General features: G+C 31.2%; 18 protein-coding genes and 4 pseudogenes. 10 read left to right on the plus strand and 12 right to left on the minus strand.

Annotation, left to right across the window (positions count from 1 at the left end; translation table 11 throughout):
- Positions 1–2: 2 nt before the first annotated feature.
- Genes FBF15_RS00725 through FBF15_RS00740 form a run of 4 tightly spaced genes read left to right on the plus strand, consistent with a single transcriptional unit; the run spans position 3 to position 4,198 of the window.
- Positions 3–1,205 (plus strand): phosphoglycerate kinase, encoded by a 1,203-nt coding sequence (locus FBF15_RS00725; RefSeq protein ID WP_002783833.1) that lies wholly within the window; start codon positions 3–5, stop codon positions 1,203–1,205.
- Positions 1,202–1,873 (plus strand): triose-phosphate isomerase, encoded by a 672-nt coding sequence (locus FBF15_RS00730; protein WP_002859678.1) that lies wholly within the window; start codon positions 1,202–1,204, stop codon positions 1,871–1,873. Before FBF15_RS00725 ends, FBF15_RS00730 begins: the two co-directional genes overlap by 4 nt.
- Positions 1,874–1,876: 3 nt before the next feature.
- The gene (fabI, locus tag FBF15_RS00735) at positions 1,877–2,701 is read left to right on the plus strand and encodes an enoyl-ACP reductase FabI (RefSeq protein WP_002780456.1); all 825 of its coding nucleotides are present in this window, start codon (positions 1,877–1,879) and stop codon (positions 2,699–2,701) included.
- Positions 2,702–2,704: 3 nt separating this feature from the next.
- Positions 2,705–4,198 carry a hydrogenase small subunit gene (locus FBF15_RS00740; protein WP_165434529.1) on the plus strand — a complete coding sequence of 498 codons (1,494 nt, stop codon included), beginning with the start codon at positions 2,705–2,707 and terminating at the stop codon, positions 4,196–4,198.
- A 161-nt stretch (positions 4,199–4,359) separates the two neighbouring features.
- On the opposite strand, the pseudogene feoB reads toward FBF15_RS00740, so the two are convergent.
- The 8 genes and pseudogenes from feoB to FBF15_RS00775 all read right to left on the minus strand — a co-directional run.
- A pseudogene (gene feoB, locus FBF15_RS00745) lies at positions 4,360–6,048 on the minus strand (ferrous iron transport protein B); the annotation flags it as partial.
- Entirely contained in the window at positions 6,045–6,269 is a 225-nt protein-coding gene (locus tag FBF15_RS00750; RefSeq protein WP_002779147.1) for a ferrous iron transport protein A, read from the minus strand. The pseudogene feoB and the gene FBF15_RS00750, both read right to left, overlap by 4 nt.
- An 81-nt stretch (positions 6,270–6,350) precedes the next feature.
- The gene (locus FBF15_RS00755) at positions 6,351–7,691 is read right to left on the minus strand and encodes an MmgE/PrpD family protein (RefSeq protein WP_165434530.1); all 1,341 of its coding nucleotides are present in this window, start codon (positions 7,689–7,691) and stop codon (positions 6,351–6,353) included.
- 8 nt (positions 7,692–7,699) lie between these two features.
- Positions 7,700–9,066, minus strand: a pseudogene (gene purB, locus FBF15_RS00760) (adenylosuccinate lyase).
- Positions 9,067–9,075: 9 nt separating this feature from the next.
- Positions 9,076–10,240, minus strand: a pseudogene (locus tag FBF15_RS00765) (PLP-dependent aspartate aminotransferase family protein).
- Positions 10,241–10,252: 12 nt separating this feature from the next.
- The gene (dcuC, locus tag FBF15_RS09570) at positions 10,253–10,999 is read right to left on the minus strand and encodes a C4-dicarboxylate transporter DcuC (RefSeq protein ID WP_230100272.1); all 747 of its coding nucleotides are present in this window, start codon (positions 10,997–10,999) and stop codon (positions 10,253–10,255) included.
- The gene (dcuC, locus tag FBF15_RS09575; protein WP_230100273.1) at positions 10,980–11,693 is read right to left on the minus strand and encodes a C4-dicarboxylate transporter DcuC; all 714 of its coding nucleotides are present in this window, start codon (positions 11,691–11,693) and stop codon (positions 10,980–10,982) included. Before dcuC (FBF15_RS09575) ends, dcuC (FBF15_RS09570) begins: the two co-directional genes overlap by 20 nt.
- Before the next feature lie 3 nt (positions 11,694–11,696).
- Positions 11,697–12,059: a RidA family protein gene (locus FBF15_RS00775; protein ID WP_002860397.1), complete on the minus strand. Its 363-nt coding sequence runs from the start codon at positions 12,057–12,059 to the stop codon at positions 11,697–11,699.
- A 167-nt stretch (positions 12,060–12,226) separates the two neighbouring features.
- Here FBF15_RS00775 and FBF15_RS00780 point away from each other — a divergent pair, with 167 nt between their 5' ends.
- Entirely contained in the window at positions 12,227–12,883 is a 657-nt protein-coding gene (locus FBF15_RS00780; RefSeq protein ID WP_002860398.1) for a transcriptional regulator, read from the plus strand.
- Here the strand turns inward: FBF15_RS00780 and FBF15_RS00785 are convergent, their stop codons facing one another.
- Both FBF15_RS00785 and FBF15_RS00790 read right to left on the minus strand, forming a co-directional pair.
- The gene (locus FBF15_RS00785) at positions 12,884–13,354 is read right to left on the minus strand and encodes a Cj1386 family hemin-binding protein (RefSeq protein WP_002858381.1); all 471 of its coding nucleotides are present in this window, start codon (positions 13,352–13,354) and stop codon (positions 12,884–12,886) included. It abuts the gene before it with no gap.
- Positions 13,355–13,410: 56 nt separating this feature from the next.
- Complete coding sequence (locus tag FBF15_RS00790; RefSeq protein WP_002869571.1) at positions 13,411–14,835, minus strand: catalase; 1,425 nt, start codon at positions 14,833–14,835, stop codon at positions 13,411–13,413.
- Positions 14,836–15,006: 171 nt separating this feature from the next.
- Here FBF15_RS00790 and FBF15_RS00795 point away from each other — a divergent pair, with 171 nt between their 5' ends.
- Both FBF15_RS00795 and FBF15_RS00800 read left to right on the plus strand, forming a co-directional pair.
- The gene (locus FBF15_RS00795; RefSeq protein WP_002855637.1) at positions 15,007–15,321 is read left to right on the plus strand and encodes a DUF2325 domain-containing protein; all 315 of its coding nucleotides are present in this window, start codon (positions 15,007–15,009) and stop codon (positions 15,319–15,321) included.
- Between the two features lie 2 nt (positions 15,322–15,323).
- Positions 15,324–15,863: pseudogene (locus tag FBF15_RS00800) on the plus strand (hypothetical protein); the annotation flags it as partial.
- Between the two features lie 93 nt (positions 15,864–15,956).
- Here the strand turns inward: FBF15_RS00800 and FBF15_RS00805 are convergent.
- The gene (locus tag FBF15_RS00805; protein WP_145599582.1) at positions 15,957–16,655 is read right to left on the minus strand and encodes a hypothetical protein; all 699 of its coding nucleotides are present in this window, start codon (positions 16,653–16,655) and stop codon (positions 15,957–15,959) included.
- Positions 16,655–17,329, minus strand: a complete 675-nt coding sequence (locus tag FBF15_RS00810) for a LexA family transcriptional regulator (RefSeq protein WP_002804144.1) — start codon at positions 17,327–17,329, stop codon at positions 16,655–16,657. Before FBF15_RS00810 ends, FBF15_RS00805 begins: the two co-directional genes overlap by 1 nt.
- Positions 17,330–17,478: 149 nt before the next feature.
- On the opposite strand from FBF15_RS00810, the gene FBF15_RS00815 reads away from it, so the two are divergent.
- The 3 genes from FBF15_RS00815 (at position 17,479) to FBF15_RS00825 (ending at position 20,745) form a co-directional block, all read left to right on the plus strand.
- The gene (locus FBF15_RS00815; protein WP_002804142.1) at positions 17,479–17,679 is read left to right on the plus strand and encodes a hypothetical protein; all 201 of its coding nucleotides are present in this window, start codon (positions 17,479–17,481) and stop codon (positions 17,677–17,679) included.
- Complete coding sequence (locus FBF15_RS00820) at positions 17,676–19,751, plus strand: DDE-type integrase/transposase/recombinase (protein ID WP_145599581.1); 2,076 nt, start codon at positions 17,676–17,678, stop codon at positions 19,749–19,751. Before FBF15_RS00815 ends, FBF15_RS00820 begins: the two co-directional genes overlap by 4 nt.
- A gap of 70 nt (positions 19,752–19,821) precedes the next feature.
- Positions 19,822–20,745: an AAA family ATPase gene (locus FBF15_RS00825; RefSeq protein WP_002806833.1), complete on the plus strand. Its 924-nt coding sequence runs from the start codon at positions 19,822–19,824 to the stop codon at positions 20,743–20,745.
- Position 20,746 lies beyond the last annotated feature (1 nt).

A 20,746-nucleotide genomic window follows, 5' to 3' on the forward strand; every position in this document is an offset into this window, starting at 1 on the left:
TCATGAGTGATATTATTTCTATAAAAGACATTGATTTAGCTAAGAAAAAAGTTTTTATAAGATGTGATTTTAATGTTCCTCAAGATGATTTTTTAAATATCACTGATGATAGACGCATAAGATCAGCTATTCCTACGATAAGATATTGTTTGGATAATGGTTGTAGTGTGATTTTAGCCTCTCATTTAGGGCGTCCAAAAGAAATTAGTTCCAAGTATTCTTTAGAACCTGTTGCTAAGCGTCTTGCTAGACTTTTAGATAAAGAAATTATTATGGCAAAAGATGTTATCGGCGAAGATGCAAAAACTAAAGCTATGAATTTAAAAGCGGGTGAAATTTTACTTCTTGAAAATTTGCGTTTTGAAAAAGGCGAAACTAAAAATGATGAAAATTTAGCCAAAGAACTTGCTTCTATGGTTCAAGTTTATATCAATGATGCTTTTGGAGTATGCCATAGAGCACATTCTAGTGTAGAGGCGATTACTAAATTTTTTGATGAAAAACACAAAGGCGCAGGATTTTTACTCCAAAAAGAAATTGATTTTGCAAGCAATCTTATCAAACATCCAGCACGTCCTTTTGTCGCTGTTGTTGGAGGTTCAAAGGTAAGTGGAAAACTTCAAGCATTGACAAATTTATTACCAAAGGTAGATAAATTAATCATAGGCGGAGGTATGGCATTTACTTTTTTAAAAGCTTTAGGTTATGATATAGGAAATTCACTTTTAGAAGAAGAACTTTTAGAAGAAGCTAATAAAATTCTTACCAAGGGTAAAAATTTAGGAGTGAAAATTTATCTTCCAGTAGACGTTGTAGCCGCTCCTGCGTGCTCACAAGATGCGCCGATGAAATTTGTTCCAGCGCAAGAAATTCCAAATGGTTGGATGGGTTTAGATATAGGACCTGCGAGTGTGAGACTTTTTAAAGAGGTGATTTCTGATGCGCAAACGATTTGGTGGAATGGACCTATGGGTGTTTTTGAAATTGATAAATTTTCAAAAGGTAGCATTAAAATGAGTCATTATATCAGCGAAGGACATGCAACTTCTGTTGTTGGAGGCGGTGATACGGCTGATGTGGTTGCGCGCGCAGGTGATGCAGATGAAATGACTTTTATTTCCACTGGAGGTGGTGCTTCTCTTGAACTTATAGAAGGTAAAGAACTTCCAGGCGTAAAAGCTTTAAGATCTAAGGAAAATGAATGATCTTTGCTGCAAATTTAAAATGCAATCACACAAGAGCAAGTTTTAAAATTTATGCTGAAATTTTAAATAAAACTATGGGAGCAAAATGTGATGATATTATCGTTTTCCCACCTAGTGTAGCATTTTTAGAAAATGAAAATAACTTCATACAAGGAGCGCAAAATTTTTATCCTTGTGTTAATGGTGCTTTTACAGGCGAGCTTGGAAAAGAGCATTTGGACGAATTTGGGATCAAATGTGTTTTAATCGGGCATTCTGAAAGAAGAGCTTTAGGAGATGAAGAATTTATTAAGGCTAAATTTGATTTTGCTAAAGAGCATGGTTATAAAATTGTTTTTTGTATAGGTGAAAATTTAGATACAAAAAATTCAGGCAAGACTTTAGAGTTTTTAAAAAAACAACTTGAAATTATTGATTTAAATTATGAAAAACTCATCATCGCTTATGAGCCTATTTATTCTATAGGAACGGGAGTGAGCGCACAAAGTACAGATATCGCTAAAGTGCTTGAATTTTTAGCGAGTTTAACCAAGGTACCTTTGCTTTATGGTGGAAGTGTGAATGAAAATAATATCAAAGAAATTTTAAGTGTAAATCATTGTGGTGGAGTTTTGATAGGCTCTGCAGCTTTAAAAGTAGAAAATTTTATAAAATTAATCAAAGGATAAAAGATGATTATGAAGGGTAAAAAAGGCCTTATTGTAGGGGTTGCGAATAATAAATCTATCGCTTATGGCATAGCAAAAGCATGTTTTGATCAAGGAGCCGAGCTTGCTTTTACTTTTTTAAATGATGCTTTAAAAAAACGCGTAGAACCTATAGCACAAGAGTTTAATTCTAATTTTGTTTATGAGCTTGATGTAAATAATAACGAGCATTTAGATTCTATCGCTGAAAAAATCAAAAAAGATTTAGGCGAGATTGATTTTGTAGTGCATGCGGTTGCTTTTGCTCCAAAAGAAGCTTTAGAAAATTCTTTTTTAGAAACTTCAAAAGAAGCTTTTGATATAGCTATGCAAACTTCTGTGTATTCTTTACTTTCTTTAACACGTGCGGTTTTACCTATTTTAAAAGATAAGGGTTCGATTTTGACTTTAAGTTATCTTGGTGGGGTTAAATATGTACCTCATTATAATGTTATGGGTGTAGCAAAAGCTGCACTTGAAAGTTCTGTGCGTTATTTAGCAAGAGATTTAGGAGTAAAAGGAATCCGCGTTAATGCTATTTCAGCAGGTCCTATTAAAACTTTAGCAGCAAGTGGAATAGGGGATTTTAGAATGATTTTAAAATACAATGAAATCAATTCTCCTTTAAAACGCAATGTTAGTATAGAAGATGTAGGAAATTCGGCTATGTATTTACTTAGCGATTTGGCAAATGGTGTTACAGGTGAAATACATTATGTTGATGCAGGATATAACATCATGGGTATGGGTGATGTTGAAAAAAATGAAGAAGGGCAAACTGTTCTTTGTTGGGATAATCAAAAAGGATAAAAGATGGCAAAGCTTAGCAATGAAGAATTAAAAAATATACTTGAAGATCGCATTAAAAAACTTGAAAATTCTACTTTAAAAGAGGATAAGGTTATCAATGAAGAAAGTGTAAAAATTCTTGCTAAGCACTTATCTTTAGGTAATGAAATTCCAGTTCTTGCACAAAGATTTTTTCAAATCGCACCTAAAACAAAGTTAGTATGGCTTCATCTTTGTGAATGTACAGGGTGTAGTGAGAGTTTGTTGCGTTCTGAGTTGCCAAGTTTTGATGAGCTTATTTTTGATTTTTTTTCTTTAGAATATCATGAAACTTTAATGGCAGCAAATGGCACTAAGGCTGAAGAGCTTTTAGAACATGTTTTAGAAGAAGATTTTATTTTAGCGGTTGAAGGTGGTGTTGCAGCCATTGATACCTTTTTTCTTACTATAGGAGCGCAAGGAGAGAGTGGCTATGAAATTTTAGACAAACTAGCCGCTAAAGCCAAGGCTATCTTTGCAGTGGGTACTTGTTCAAGTTATGGTGGTATTCAAGCTGCTTATCCAAATCCTAGTAAAACTTGTGGTATTAGCGAAGTTTTAAGTCAGAAAGTAGTAAATATCCCAGGTTGTCCTCCAAGTGATATAAATATCATTGCGACTTTAAGTTTTTTTGCTTTATTTGGAGTTTTGCCTGAACTTGATGAGCAAAATCGTCCTGTGTGGGCTTATGGTAAATGTTTGCATGATATGTGTGAAAGAAAGGCGAAATTTGAAAGTGGGATTTTTGCTGAACATTTTGACGATGAAGCTGCAAAGAATGGAGCTTGTTTATTTAAGATAGGTTGTAAAGGACCTTATACTTACAACAACTGTCCTAAAGTGAAATTTAATGCTAAAACTTCTTGGCCAGTGGCTGCAGGACATGGTTGTATAGCCTGTAGTGAGAAAAATTTTTGGGATGAGTTTGGGAATTATGAAAAACCTATGGCAAATATTTCTTCTTACGCTAAACTTTGCAATGAAGAGTTAAAACAAGAATTTTTTCTAGAAGAGCAAATTAAAATTTTAGAACAAATAGATTTTGAATTTGAAAGCAATATAAAACTTATTTTACAAAATATAGCTAAAAATAAATTAGGTGCTTCGCTTGTAGAAAATTATAAAAAATCCTTTGAGAAAAACTATGCTTTTATAGAACAAAATTTTGATGAAAATCCTATGCCTTCAAAAGATTTTTGGAAATATCTTGAGATGAGTTTTATTTTGGTTAAAGGCGCATTTTTAAAAGATAAGAATGATTTTTTAATTGTGGCAAAAAATTATGCTTTTAAACATGCAAGTCCTTATGATTTTAAGTTAAATATGAATGCTGAAAAACCAAAGCTTGATGTGAGTAAATCTTTTCGTATGACTTTAATCTATCTTTGCGGTGGGCTTGATTTTGAAGGTATTGCTTATAGTATTTTAAAAGCTTTTGAAGATAATATCACTAAAATTTCATCATTAAAAGCAAGTTAATTTAATAAAATTTTAGCAATATGAAGCCCTATAAAAGCTACTATATAAGCACTTGTGCAGGTAAAAAGAAAGAGAAAGAGAGTATATTTTAGCTTTCCACTTTCTTTTGAAAAAACTATAGTTGCTGCAAAGCAGGGATTATAAATCATTACAAATAAAATAAAAGCCACTGCACTTGGTATAGGTATGTTTTTAGCGATAATTCCTTTTAAATCATTATTTGTTTCATCTACATCTTTTCCTAGTGAATAAAGCACGCCCATAGTTGAGATCATCACTTCTTTAGCAGCCAAACCACTGATTAAAGATACGCTTAATTTCCAATCTAACTCAAGGGGTTTAAAAATAGGTTCTATGCCTTTGCCAAATTGTCCTAAATAACTTTGTTCTATAGCTCTTTCTTGAGCATTAAAATCATTTAAATTTTCTTCACTTTTTGGAAAATTACTAGCAAACCATATAAGCAAAGAGGCCAAAAGTATGAAAGTTCCTGCTTTTTTAAGATACATTTTGGCTTTATTATAAACCATAAACCAAATTAAATGCCAATTTGGCATACGATATTTTGGCATTTCCATAACAAAAGGTTCATCAAGTCCACGAAATGCTGTCATTCTTAAAAATTTTGCAGCAAAAAGTCCTAAAATCGCACCTAAAATATAAATTCCAAAAAGATAATTTCCTGCTTTTTCACTTGGAAAAAAAGCACCGATAAAAAGCACATATACAGGAAGTCTTGCCCCGCAACTCATAAAATTGATCACAAAAAGAGTTAAAAGTCTATCTCTTTTGTTCTTAAGAGTGCGTGTAGCCATAAAAGCAGGTACCGAACAACCAAAACCAGTGATTAGCGGAATAAAGCTTTTACCATGCAAACCAAATTTATGTAAAATCCCATCAAGTAAAAAAGCTACTCTTGACATATAGCCTGTGGTTTCTAAAAGAGCTATGCCTAAAAATAAAATCATTATATTAGGCAAAAAAAGTATCACAGCACCAACACCTGCGATAATCCCATCAGCCAAAGCTGAAGCGATAAAGGTATTAGAAATATTGTTTTTAACAAATTCACCTAAGGCATTAAAGCCTGATTCTATATAATCCATAGGAATTTGCCCTAAGCTAAAGGTGAGTTGAAATAAAAGCCACATTAAAAATAAAAATATAGGTAAGCCAAAGAATTTATGGATAAGTAAGGCATCGATTTTTTTGGTTAAATTTCTTTCTTCTTTTTTGTGTGTAATAATTTTTTTTGAAAGTTGATTAATAAAATATAATAAATCTTCTTTTTCTGGACTTTTTTCTGGACTTTTTTCGCAAAGCGGAGTGTAAAATTGGGATCTTGGAATAAATTTACTTTCAAATAAAATAATAATTTTTTGCAGCAAAAGTTCTAAATTTTCTTTTGTTTTTGCTGAAATTTCAACAACTTGACTTTGAAATTCTTGGCTTAAAACAGAAGTGTCAAGCTCTATACCTTCTTTTTTGGCTTCATCGCACATATTTAAAGCTAAAAGCATTTTTTTATTAAGGCTTAAAAGTTCTGCACTAAGGATAAGATTGCGTTCTAAATTGGTGGCATCTAAAACATTAACAATAACATCATAGTCATTTTGATTTAAAAAATGACGTGTGATTTTTTCTTCTTCGCTATATCCATCTAAAGAATAAGTTCCTGGTAAATCAATGACTTCAAATTCATAGTTTTTGTAAAAAGTTTTTGCACTTGCTTTTTCTATAGTAACTCCGCTAAAATTTCCTACTTTCATATTAGCTTTGCAAAGCGCATTAATAAGAAGACTTTTGCCTACATTAGGCTGACCTACAAGGGCTATTTTGATTTTTTTCATATAAGATTCACTTCTATGGTTTTAGCTTCATCAGATCTTAGGATAACACAACTTGTATCAAGTTCTACCATTATGGTGGCATTTTTTAAAGAGGAGTGAATTTTTTTCAAGTTTTTATTTTTAATAAATCCAAAGCTTAAAAGTCTATTTTTGAGTTCTTTGTGAGCGTTTAAATTGACAATAATAGCTTTTTGTCCATCTTTTAACTCGTTTAAAGTCATTGTAATTCCTAAATTAATAATAAATATTATAATAAAAAAGTGTAATGAAATTATCCTTCTTGTAAAAAGAAGGATAAATATTTAAAAAGAAAAGTGGTTTAAATTTTCTAGATTGATGATTTGATCTAGAATTTTGTTAGCTTTAGTATTATCAAGGTAAATTTGTGCATTGGCTAAAAATTTAGCTTTTAATTCTTCAAAACTTAGTGGATTATCAAAATTACCTTTATTGATAAAAACATCTTTTTGGATTATGCGTCCATCTTGCAAACTGGCTTCTAAATGCCCTGGAAAATATTTTGGAAAGCCTTGAGATTTCCTTTTTTTGTAACTGATTTTTTTAGCAAATTCTAGTACTTCTTCACGCTTTAAATTTTCATAAGATTCAAGAGTGATTTTACCATCAAAGAATCCTAGAGCCATTAAAAAAGGCATGGAAAATTTAGCTTCATAAGCACTATTTGGAGTGTATTTTGCTTCCAAAGGATCGCAGATAAAAGAAATAGGAACTTCATCTACAAAGCAATGAATACTTTTAATTTCATCAGCTTTTAAACCATCATTTTTTAAAGCAATAGCACAATCAATAAGCCCATGAGCAAAATGACAACTTGGATAAGGCTTGATTGAAACTTGCATGGTTTGCCAAATTTCACCTAAGGCTTTGCTAAGTTCTGTTTTATCGCATTCTTCTTCTATACCAAAACATTTAAAGATATTATCCCTACCTTCAAAAATACTCAAAGGTCCACTCATATTGTTTTTAGCAAAATGAGCTACCATAATGCCGTTTTTAATAGCATTGGCAATATGTAAAACTTTTGAATTAGATCCATTGGATAAAAACTCATTAACCCTACTTGCAAAACTTCCTGCAAGTCCTAAAGCATTGATGATTTGTTCTTTGTTAAGATCCAGCAAGATTGCACTTGCACTCACGCTTCCAAAAATTCCTGCAATAGCAGTAGTATGAAAACCGCGCTTATGAAAAGTGCCTTTACTTGCAATGCCTACTCTAGCTGCAATTTCCCAGTCTATTATAAAAGCTTTGATGATTTTTTTTGCATCTTTACTAACATGAAATCCATAACTTAAACAAAGTGGAGTTAAAATCGCACTTGCATGCAAAATCGCTTCTGTATGCGTATCGTCAAAATCTAACGCATGAGAAGCAATGCTATCTAGCATGGCTGCGTATATAGGATCTAATTTTTGATCATTTACCCAAATAGGAGTATTTTTTTCTGTGCTTAAATTTTCAAAAGCTTTAAAAGCATTTAAAACACATTCTTCTTTGCTTGCTGCTATAGCTGTTCCAAGGCTATCAAGCATAAGTTCTTTAGCCCTTTGAACAACTGTATTAGGGATATTTTCATATTTAAGATTGAAAATAAAATCCGCTAAAATTTCACTATAGAACATGATTTTTCCTATTTTAAGATAGCGCTATTTTTGATTTTTGCTAAAAATTCATCTACAAGTTTTGGTGCATATCCTACATAGGTTGTTGCATCAAGTAAAGCATCAATTTCTTTTTCTTTCAATACCTTAGATACTCTTTTATCTGCAAGTAAAACTTCTTTAAAAGTTTTTTGTTTTTCTATACCTAGCATAGCATTTTCATAAACAATTTCATGGGCATGTTGTTTTCCATAATGATCGCTTAATGCAAACATAACACGCTCTGCTAAAACAAAACCATTAAGAGTATTTAAATTTTTAAGCATTTTGTCTTTTTTACTTCTAAATCACTAAGAGCGAATTTCATATTTGCTAAAACCACAGAAAGCATTAAAAACATTTCAGGTAAAAGCTTCCATTCCATTTTCCAAACTTGACCATCTCTTTCATGTTCATGTCTTTCAATATCGCTTAAAATGGCTAAATTTGCCTTAAAGGCATTGCTTACTGTAACTGCATTTTCGCTTACTGCAGGATTTCTTTTGTGTGGCATAGTGCTTGATCCTACTTGTCCTTTGCCAAAAGGTTCAGCAACTTCATCAATTTCATTATGTGAAAGGATTAAAATTTCATGAGCGATTTTGTTAAAAGTTGCGTTGATATTGCCTAGTACAAAACCAAGTTCTATAAAGCGATCACGTGCGCTCTGCCAAGAAATATTAGGCACATCAAGTCCTAAATTTTCTAAAGTGAGTTTTTCTACTTCATTGCACTCATCACTTAAACTTGCTTTAGTTCCTACAGCGCCTACTATACTGCCTACATAAAGTCTTTTTTCAAGTTCAAGTATTCTTTCAAAATGACGCTCAAGTTCGCTTAACCAAATAGCCACTTTATGTCCAAAAGTAATAGGCAAAGCCTGAAGTGCTAAAGTTCTTCCCATCATAGCAGTGTTTTTATGGGTTTTAGCTAGTTTCGCTAAGGCTTTTGCGATAGCTTTTAATTCGCTTTTTACAAGAGTCATTGCTTCTTTAAATTGTAAAACCAGTCCTGTATCGATGATATCTTGAGTGGTTACTCCAAAATGTACATATTCGCCTAAATTATTATCGCAAGCTTTTTCTAATCCTCTTACAGTAGGAACTAAAGGGTGTTTGGTCTTTTTAAATTCAGCAAAGATAAAGTCCATATCCATAAATTTATAATGAGCTTTTTTTGCGATCTCATCAGCTGCTTTTTTAGGGATAATTTTAAGTTTTGCTTGTGCTTTTGCTAAAGCTGCTTCAACATCGAGCCATTTTTGTATGCGGTTTTGTTCGCAAAAAATAGCACGCATTTCCTGCGTGCTCCATGAGTCTGCTAGTAATCTATGATCAAATACGCTAATTCCTGTCATCTTATCTCCTTATTTTTTAATACTATCAAAAGCTTGTGTTAAATCAGCAATTAAATCTTTAGTATCTTCAAGACCTATATGAAATCTTACAAATGGTCCTCTTGCACTTAGGTCTGTTGCAGTTCTAGGTGGAGTAGTTACGGTGGCCAAGCTTTCATATCCACCCCAGCTAGCACCAATTGAAAAGTATTCTAGTTTATCTACAAATTTAATAGCATCCTCTTTGTTATAACCTTCTGCAAATTCTATGGTAATCATACCATTTGCACCTTTATGATCACGCATGAAAATTTCATGATTTGAGTGGGATTTGAGTTTTGGATAGAAAATTGTTTTAATTTCTTTTCTACTTTGTAAAAACTCTACAATTTCATCAGCACTTTTTTCATGGGCTTTCATTCTTACATCTAGTGTTCTCATACCACGAAGTACTAAGTAAGCATCATCAGGACTTGTTGTAAAGCCTAAAGCTTCTGGAAGTTTGTCAAAATTTTTCCATTCTTTTTCGTTGATTACTACTATACCCATGGTTACATCAGAGTGTCCGCTAAGATATTTTGTAGCGGCGATAACTGAAATATCCACTCCAAGTTCTAAAGGATTTAGAAAATATCCACTAGAATAAGTATTGTCAATAGCTACAGGGATATTATGCGCATGGGCAATTTTGCAAAGTTTTGGTAAATCTATGATTTCATAAAGTATAGAACCTGGACTTTCACATAGGATAAGCTTGGTATTAGGTTTGATTTTTTTCTTCTACATCACTTGCATCAGCTTTTAAAAAATCAATTTCAATGCCCATTTTTTCTAAAAATAATTCGCAAATCGTTCTTACAGGCCCATAAATTGCATCAGTGATTAAAAAATGTGTATCTTTGCTTGCATAGTTTAAAAGCACCATAGCTAATGCTGCAAGTCCTGTTGGGAAAAGTTGTGCTCTATAACCACCCTCTAGAGTGCAAATAAGTTTTTCAAGTTCAAAATTGGTTGTTGTTCCTCTAGCTCCATAACTTAAAACACGATCTGTTTTTCTTAATCCTCTGTATTTTTGCCAAGTTGCGTGATCTTTAAAAAGTATGGTTGATGCACGCATAAGTGTAGGATTGACTGATCTTACTTCAGCGCCTTGATCGCCTCTGCCACAATGAATAAGTTTAGTTTTTGAGTTCATTTTTTCTCCTTTTTAAAGATAGATATAAGTCATAATAACATTTACAATAGCCGCTACAAGCATAGGAATAGCTGTTCTTTTAACCACGGCAAAAGGACTTACTCTTGCAATAGCTGAGATAGCTAAGATCGCTAGTGCAATAGGACTAACACATCTTCCAAAGCCCGTCATGATTTGAATCGGTGCTATCATAGTGATAGTTTCAACTCCAAAGTGTTTTGCTATATTTGGGATAAGTGGGGCAAAGCTAAAAAATGCCGCATTTCCTGAACCCATTAAGAAAGCACAAACCGCAAGTAAGATTGAAACAGCGATAATAATAGCCAAAACTCCAAATCCTGCATTTTTGCAAAATTCTATTAAAGTATCTACAAAACCTACAGATAAAAGACCACTTGCAAATACTTGACCACAAACGATGAGTGAAACTGTGATAACAAATAAATGTCCCATTCCTTTAAAGAAAATCATCATAGAATTAAGAGTTTCTACTATACTTTTATAGCGTATCATTTCAAAAATAATAGCCACAAAAGTTGAAATCACCATTGCTACTGGAACATTCATTTTAATTGCAGTGCTAGCAGCTGCTTTAACTTCTTCAGCGCTACTTATTCCCATTAAAACCAAGATGCTATCAAGCACGGAACTAAATCCTAGGATTAAAACCAAAGGAATTATAGGTAAAATCGCATAAATTCTAGGAGGCTTTTTAAGTTCTTTTTCTTTACCTTCATTTTCATTTAGTTCTTTTTTCAATTTCTTGCGCATTGAAGACAAAATTATCTTTTTTGTCAAAAAATTTATTGCAAAGATATATTGCAATACTTACAGCTATAATGATAGGCAAGGTTGTAGGGAGTTGATAATGAACAAAATAAATTGCAGGATCAACTTCAGCTTTTTCTGAGGCCATGATCACATTTCCACTTCCAGGTCCATGATCGATATATTGACAAATAGCAATCACACTTAAGGCAGAAAGTTTTGAAACACCAGAGCGTACAAGTATAGGATACATAGTAACCATAAGTAAAAGTGCCAAGCCTGCGTGAGAAGGGATGAAAAGAACTAAAAATTGCACGATAAAATAAGCAACTATGAGTAAAACATAAGGAGATTTTACGGCTTTTAAAGGTTTTTCAAAAACTTTAAAAAGTGCATAAGAAGCCCCTACATGATCCATATAAGCAGAAAAACCTGCTATAGTCATAAGTGTAAGTCCAAGCTCTGCTAATGTACTTGACATGGTTTGATTAAAAACTTGAAAAATATCAAAAAAACCTAGATTTAAAGAATCTTTGGTAACAATGTGTGGAGAAAGTCCAAAAATAGCAGCTAAGGAAAGTAAAAGCAAACCACTTAAAAGCAGTGCCATGTGAGCATTGATTTTTTTATAAAGCATAAAAACAAGTAAAAAAACACTAAATAAAGAAAAAACAATACCTAGCATATTTTATCCTTTTTGAGCGATGATCTCTATCTCTACTTTAGCTTTTTTTGGTAGATCTTTTACTGCAAAAGCACTTCTTGCTGGATAAGGAGCTTTAAAAAATTCAGCATAAATTTCATTAAATGCTACAAAATCATTAATATCAGCTAAAAAGCAAGTGGTTTTAACCACTTTATCATAACTGATACCATTTTCTTCTAAGATAGCACCGATATTTTTCAAAGATTGTTTGGTTTGTTCTTTGATATCATGGCTTTCTATTTCGCCTGAATCAGGGTTGATAGGAAGTTGTCCTGATATAAATAAAAGTCCATTTACTTCTCTGTAAGCTGAGTATGGACCAATGGCCTTTGGATAGTTTGACATGAATTCTCCTTTGTTAAATATAGATTAAGCAGAATGCATTTTATCACTACAATAATAATTTGTCAATAGTTTATTATCATAATAATAAAATTTTATTTTTAAGAAATGTTTTAAAGTATAAAGAGTAGAATTTAATATTATATTAATTTTTTATTGAAGGCAGTTTTATGGATGAGGGACAAAAACAACAATTTATAAAGTTGACATATTTTTTAGGAGAAGTTTTAGGTGAGCAATATGAGATAGTTTTCCATGTAATTACTGAAGATGGGGCCTATATTGCAGCAATTGCTAACAATCACATTAGTGGGAGAAGTTTAGATTCTCCCTTGACTGTTTTTGCAAGTGAGCTTATGCAAAATAAAAAATATTTAGAAAAAGATTTTTTATGTGATTATAAGGCTCTTGTTGGAAAATCAAAATTAATTAGAGGATCTACTTTTTTTATTAAAAATCATGACAAATTAGTAGGTATTTTGTGTATCAATCATGATACTAGCATTATGAGAGATTTAATATGCAAGATGATTGATTTAGAAAAAATTGGAGATATGGGTGATATTTTAGGAAATATTAGTTTTTCTCAAAATGATTCAAGTATAGAAACATTAAGTCACTCGATAGAGGATATTTTAGTTCAAAGCGTAGATTCTAGTTATTTAAATTCTGATTATCAATTAAGTATTACTCAAAAAGAAGAAATTGCTGAAAAGCTATATGAAAAAGGTATTTTTAATATAAAAGGGGCGGTTCCTATCGTAGCAAAATTTTTAAAAATTTCAGAACCTAGTGTCTATAGGTATCTGAAGAAATTTAAAAAATAACTAAAATTTTTTGATAAATTTTAGTATTTTTAGGCTTATTTTCTTTAAAAAATTATTTTTAGATTTTTTGAGTAAAAATTCTGCCACATCTTTGCGTCCAAACATAATAGCAAAAGTATAAGGTGTCATTCCTAAACCATTGTTTTCATCAATATTTGCTCCATATTTAACTAAAAGTTCACACATAGGTAAGTATCCTTTAAAACAAACTCCCGCTAATGGGGTTTGTCCACGATCGTTTTTTTCATCTACTTTTGCACCTTTTTCTAAAAGCATTTTAGCGCTTTCATAAGAATTATTATAAGCTGCAAGCATAAGCAAGCTATCGCCTTTATGAGTTTTTAAATTTACATTTAAACCTGCTTCTATCATGATTTTAAGATTTTCACATTCATTATTTCTTGCAAAATTAAAAGCCATTTTGCAAAGCTCTTCAAATCTTTTTTCTTCTTCTAAACTAAGAGTTGTCATTGTTTTTCCTTAATTATTATAATCTTTAGTTTGCCACCAAAAGTGGCAAGTAAAAATTATTTTTCTAAAGCTTTTTTAATTCCTTTTGCATAATCAGGTGAAATTTTTTCAAAATGTTCTAAAGCTCTAGTGATAATTTTTTCATCAACTCCCTCCATAGAAGCGGCGATATTATGAAAAAGTTGAGTTTTTTGATCATCATTCATAAGATTAAATAAAGCTCTTGGTTGAGTATAAAAGTCATTATCTAGTGGAGCATATCTTTGTGCTACGCCTTCTAAGACTAAATCAGGTTCAAGATAGCTTTTGTCTTCTTTTGGGCTATTATCATAGCTGTTTGGTTCATAATAAGCTGCATCATTTTTATAACTATCAAAATTCATAGCACCAGCGACATTGTAAGTATTCACTTCGCTTTTTGCACGATTTACGGGCAAAAGATGATAATTAGTTCCTATTCTATATCTTTGTGCATCAGGATATGAAAAAATTCTAGCTTGCAACATTTTATCAGGGCTAAAGCCAATTCCAGGAACGATATTGCTTGGACTAAAGGCAGCTTGTTCAACTTCATTAAAATAATTTTGAGGATTTTTGTTTAGAATCATTTCGCCTATATCCATCAAAGGCACAAGACTATGAGGCCAAATTTTTGTTAAATCAAAAGGATTAAATCCAAGTTTTTCTATATCTTTTTCAGCAAGAATTTGAACTTGAACTTTCCATTTTGGAAAATCTTTATTTTCTATAGCATTATAGAGATCTCTTTGATGACTTTCTCTATCTTTTGCTATAAGCTCGGCAGCTTCTTGGTTGGTAAGATTTTTAATCCCTTGTTGGGTTTTAAAATGGAATTTCACCCAAAATCTTTCATTTTTATCATTAATAAAACTATAAGTATGGCTTCCAAATCCATGCATATGACGATAACTTGCAGGAATTCCTCTATCGCTCATAAGAATGGTTACTTGATGTAAACTTTCAGGACATAAACTCCAAAAATCCCAAGCAGCATTATTACTTCTTAGATGAGTTCTTGGATCTCTTTTTTGAGTATGAATGAAATCAGGAAATTTATACGCATCACGGATAAAAAAAGTTGGAGTATTATTTCCTACTAAATCCCAGTTTCCTTCTTTGGTGTAAAATTTAATGGCAAATCCACGTACATCACGCTCAGCATCTGCTGCACCTGCTTCACCTGCAACAGTAGAAAAGCGTAGGAAAAGAGGAGTTATTTCTCCTTTTTGAAATATTTTTGCCTTAGTATAAGCAGATAAATCAGCGGTGATTTTTATTTCTCCATAAGCCCCACTTCCCTTGGCATGAACGGTTCTTTCTGGAATTCTTTCTCTATTTTGATGAGCAAGTTTTTCAAGCAAAAGATAATCTTGCATAAGCAAAGGTCCTTTTGCGCCTGCACTTAATGAATTTTGGTTATCGGCTATAATGTTTCCAAAATCGTTAGTCAATTTTTTCATTGTTTTCTCCTAAAATAATAAATTTTATCAATTAGTAAATTATATCTATTAAAAATTAAAATTAACTGAATAATTGCATTTTATTGATAATAAATTTCAAAATAAATTTAGTTTTTTTATATTATAATAATAATTATCAAAATATATTTTAAAAATCACAAAGGAGAATTTATGTCAGTTTTGGTTATTGGTGCAGATGAAATCACTCCTATTAGAGCTGTTTTACATGATTTAGGTGCTAAAAAAATAGAACACTGGGATGCGCGTAATGAAAATAGAGTTAATCGCAAGCCGATTCCTTGTGATACAGAATGTATAGTAATGTTAACAAGCTTTTTAAATCATAATACTATGAAAAAAATCAAAAATGAAGCTAAAAAGCGTAAAATTCCATTAGTTTGTGCAAAAAGAAGTGTAAGTTGTGTGTATTGTGAATATTGTAAAATTTTTAATCTTAATAAAGAATTTTCTTGCTATAAAGGTTAAAGATGTTATTTGGATTTGATGATAAGCGAGAATTTATACCGCAAATTTATCGCTATTTAAACAATCAAGAGCTTATGTTGACTTTTTTAACTCAATATAATGCGAGCGTTGATAGCGCTCTAAAAATTCCTCTTTCATATGCAAAAAATACCAAGAGTTTAAAAATGATATTTGGAAATTTTTTACATGATATAATGCATGTTTCATTTGGTAAGATTCAAAATATAAATATCAAGCTTAATGCATACGCTTTTTACTTTCAAAAAAGAAAAAGCTTGATTTTTAATACTAAAATATCTAAGAATGTCGATTTTTTAAGACTTTTAAGAATTTATCTTTATGGCATTTGTTTTGATGTGCAAATTTTATTTAGCTCTTATGTTTATGATAAGATTTCTTTTCAAAATAATGAAAAAAATATAGATCAAGATGGTGATCTTATTATAATAGATAAGAAATTTGCAATTTTACCACTTTGCAAAGAGATTAATACATATAATTTAAAAATTGAAAATGAAATTCATGAATTATTGAATTTAATTGTCGGCGGAAAAATAAAATGTAACCATAGAAAAATAAAATGATACTTTTTGGTTGCATTTTATTTTTCTACAAACCTTAAACTTAAAATGTAATTATTGTATTTCTTTTACTTTATTTTTCCAAAAATTAACAAATTTCTCATCGATTTTAGGATTTATTTCAGCTTCTTTTATTAAATCATTTATATAATCAATTCTTTTTTGCTTGGATTTAATGGTTTTTAACTTTTGAGCTTCTTCATAATACTTAATGCATTGATTATCAAAAAGATTTACATCATAATTATCTTCCAAAAGCTGAATTATATCTATAATTAAGCCATAGGCTTTAGGATATCCTTTCTGTATTTTTTGTTCTATTTCTAATGCAAGTTTTCTTCTGCTTTCTGCAATATCTTTATTTTTTGATTTTAAAGCTATATTAACGCTTTCTTCTGCAATTTGAATAAATCTTATTGCTTCTGCATATTCATCTTGATTATTTAAAAGCAAATTGTGCAAAAATTTTCCTTGCTCATTTATAGAAAGTTTTTTATATTGTTCATATAATTCTCGATAGGGTCTTTCTAATCTTTCGATCATTTCTTCTGTAATAATAGCTTTACCATAATGAATTTTTGCTGCTTCTATTAAAGAAATTTCATAATATTTAGATATTACTTCTATCTCTTTTAAATCTTGTTTAGTAAGAACACCATCTGCTATTTTTTTTAATTTCGATTCCGTTTTAAAACCAGAATAAATAAATAAAGCAATTATTATAATTAATATTGCAATAATAAAATATAGCATCATTCATATTTTATAATAGCATTTTCAAAAGTTTTAATTGAAATTGCTTTACAAACAACGCCTATAATTTCAGCACAGCTAATTTGATCTATATTAACAACAATGTCCTTATAAAAAGAATTCATAGAGCTCAATACAATTTCATTTACAAAAGGTTGCTTGAGGAGCTTTTTGCAGTAAATTTCACCATCAAGATTAATAACCACGATATCTCCATTTTTTACAAGCTCGAGTTTATTTTTACTAACATCAACAGCTATAACATCTCCATTATGAATAAAAGGCTCCATACTATCCCCTATAACTTTAATAATATCAAGCCTTGTTAAAGGCGGCAATCCCAATGCCTCGCAAGCAAATTTTTTGCTTATTACTATTTCCGTATATTCCAATTTGCTATTTATTGCACCATATCCAGCAGCGGCAGCAACATCCGTATAGTATCTTAATTGCAAATTGTCATCATTAATTCGCATTTTGCCAAAAAAGATGCTGTCAAGCGATATATTTTGTTCTTTTGATATTTTCAATAATAACTCATAAGGGATGGTATTTCTAGTTCTCCAAGTACTTAATGTATTGGGTTTTATCTCATAAATTCCACAAAATTCCTTGTCGTCGGTAATATTTAAAATAGCATAAACTCTATTCAAAATGTCTGTTGTTTTATACATTATGAACCTTTTTTATTAAAAAATTCACAAAATGCGATAAAATAACTTGACTTAATTCGCATTTTGTCTTATAATTTGAAAAATTATTTACAAATTGTATCTTAAAAAATATCAATTTGAAATAAAAATTACAAATTAAAGGAGATATTTTGTTAAAACAATACTTTGAAGATAACGGTATTAATCTTAAAAAATTTGCCCAAAAACATAATCTTCATTATATGAGCTTATTTCGCGTAGTGAATGGACTTTATTCTGAAAAATATAAAGCAAAAGCTAATACTAAAGCCGTATTTGAAAAACTCTTAGAACTTAAAATTATTGATAAACTTCCTGAGGTTTGTGTGTGATTTATTTCTTAGAAACCAAAGAAGCAGCACAAGCTTTTAGTGTAAGTACAGGAGCTTTGAGGCTTGCAGTAAGTAGAAACTCAAATAAATACGAGTGGCTAAAAGTGGATAATGAAAAAGGCGGCAGGGGTGGTAAAAAACTACTATTTAAAATAAGTAAAGATGGGCTTTTAACTGCCTTTAATAAGCAATTAATCAGTAAAAATACTTTAATTTATGATGAAAAAATGCAAAAAGTTAAATTGAGTGAAATTATTACTACCGATAATTTAAAAACTGCAAATAATAGTTTAAAAACCAGTAATTTAAATTTAACAGAGTCAAAAATGAATGATGATTTGGCTGTTTTAAATTTAAAATTTGAAAATTTAAGCGATGAGATTAAAAACAATGCTAGAGAAAAGCTTAAGGCTTTAAAGCAAGTAGAAAAATATATTGAAGGTGGTTTAAAACAAAAAAGAGCTTTAGAGATATGTGGTATTTCTAAAATAGAAATTTTTAGAATTCGCAAAGCATATAAAGAAAATGGCATTCTAGGTCTTATCGACACTCGCGGACTTCACCGCAAAGATAAAACTAAACTTAGTGCTTGGATGCAAGAATATGCCTTAAGAGAGTATCGCACCTTTGGAGCAGGTGGATTTAATTTCACTGAGCTTTGGTGGCAAATCCATAAAGAAGCAGCCACTAAAGAAAATTATGATTTTATAGGTTTTGATTTAGGAGAGGTAAAACCGCTTTTTAGTGTAAAAACCTTACAAAATTTCATTAAAAACTACTATAAAGATAAACCATTAGAACATTGTATTATCACTCAAGGCTTAGATCGTGCAAAATCTAAGTTTCTCCCTGCACAAGGAAATCAAAGAGAGCTATATGACATGAAAAACATGTGTTGGCAAATCGATAGTTCCCCAGCTGATGTTATAGTAAGAGATAATGAAACCTTAGAGCCTTTCCGCCCTCATATCTTAAGTGTCGTTGATGTCTTTAGCGGTATGGGAGTAGCTACTTTGGTAGGAAAATCAAACTCTTTAAGCCTAACTAGACTTTTATGGAAAGCCATAGATAAGTTTGGTAAGCCTGATATGATTAAAGGGGATAATGGAAAAGATTATCTTTCTAAAGATTTTCAAAGCTTGCTTGATGGGCTTAATATTACCTATGATGCAGCTATTGCTTATGCAGGAGAACAAAAAGCTTTAGTTGAAAGACGCTTTGGGACACTTCAACATGCAGGAATTTCTAAAATGCATGGACATATTGGAAATAGCTTAGCTAAAAGAGAAATGATAGAGCAAAAAACTCCCAAGAAAGAAAGAAAAGCTAAAGATGAATACGGCTTTGCTAAAAAAACTAATCAAAAATTACTTCTTACCTTTAGCGAAGCTTGTGAGTTTTTAGAAGCTGAAGTGATCAAGTGGAACATGAGTAAAGTTCGCCGCAAAAAAGGCGTTAAAACTCCACTTGAGCTTTGGAACTCGTGCGATAGAGCTATTGTAAAAATATCTTATGAAGAATTTTTGTTTAATGCTGGAAATAAAGAACTTAGGGTCGTGGGCAAAAAAGGCATTAACTTTGAAAGTAGAGTTTATAAAAGTGCTTTAATGCCAAGTGTTGGCACAAAAATTAAATGTGTGCAAAATATCGATAATATTAAAGAACTTTTCATTTATGATTTAAGCGGAAACTTTCTTTGTCTAGCTCTTGATGAAAGTATAGCTAAGCTTAGCAAAGAAAGCTATAAAATGCTTAAAAAAGGTTATGAAAGTGAAGTTAAAGCGATTAAAGAAGTGCTTAAAAAAGATGAGATTGCCGCCTTTACTAAACTTAATATTAAACAAGACTTACAAGATTTACAAAGTGCTTTTGAAAACTCACTCGTAGAAGCTAAAGAGGTGCATCAAAAATCCCTTGCAAAAGAAGCCTTAAAAACTCAAAGAGAATTAGAAGAGATTAAAAACAATGCTAATGCGGATGAGCTTATTTTAAATGCTAAAAAAGAAATAAATAACGATGAAAGCGAGTTTGACATGGAAGCTTTTGTCGAAAAGAAATATTTTGCTGGTTAAAAATTGTTTAAAGCTTGATTAATTCAAATTTTAAAGAGTTTTTACTCATAAAAAAACAAAAGGATAAAAAATGCAATTAGTAGAACTTACTAAAAAGTTTTTAAGCACCCAAAACATCTCTCAAAACAATCTCTCCGATCGTTTAGGGATTAATAAAAGCTATATGGTGGGCTATATGAAAGAAGGAAGTAGCTATAAATACGCTTCAAAAGTAGAGCCTTTACTTGAAAAATACATTAAAAGCTTTGTGGAAGAAAAAAGCGTGAAAGAGCTTCAAACACCTTTTATTGCCACTAAAGATGCAAAGGCGATTAATGTAACCATTGAAAGTGCCATGAGCAATCGCGAAATGGGAGTAATCATTGGCGAAGCGGGGACTGGAAAAAGCAGAGCCATTAAAGAATATGCCGCTAAAAATGGAACAAGAGTGGTGCTTTTTGAAGCAACAACTGAGACAAGCAAAAGAATGCTTTTGGTGGGGCTTGAAAATAAACTCAATGTGTGTTTTAAAGGTTCTTTGGATGATAAGATTAGAGGCATTGCTAGCGAGTTAGCAAGAACTTCAAAGGTTTTAATTATAGATGAGAGTGAGCATTTGCCGTTTCGTGCTTTGGAGTGCTTAAGACGCATATATGATTTTTCAAATACTGCTTTAATCTTAGTAGGTACTAGAAAACTTAAAAACAATCTTACAGGCATTGGCAGAAATGATTACAACGAGTACGGACAACTAAGCTCTAGAATTGGTGCAAAATGGGAATTAAAAGGACTTTGCTACCAAAACAAAGAAGGTTTAAAAGATGAAGACTTAAAAACACTTTGTAATCATTTTGATGTGGAGGAGAAAAAGGCTATTGATTTAGTTTTTAACCTCGCTCGTGGCAACTTTAGAAAAAGTGAGAAGCTTTTAAAAAGAGCTTGTGAATTTGCAGATGGAAAAGCGGTTGAGCTTAAACACATAGAAGCTGCCGCATCATTTTTAATGCTGGGCTAAA

This window comes from Campylobacter sp. CFSAN093233, from assembly GCF_011068165.1.
GTDB lineage: Bacteria > Campylobacterota > Campylobacteria > Campylobacterales > Campylobacteraceae > Campylobacter_D > Campylobacter_D jejuni.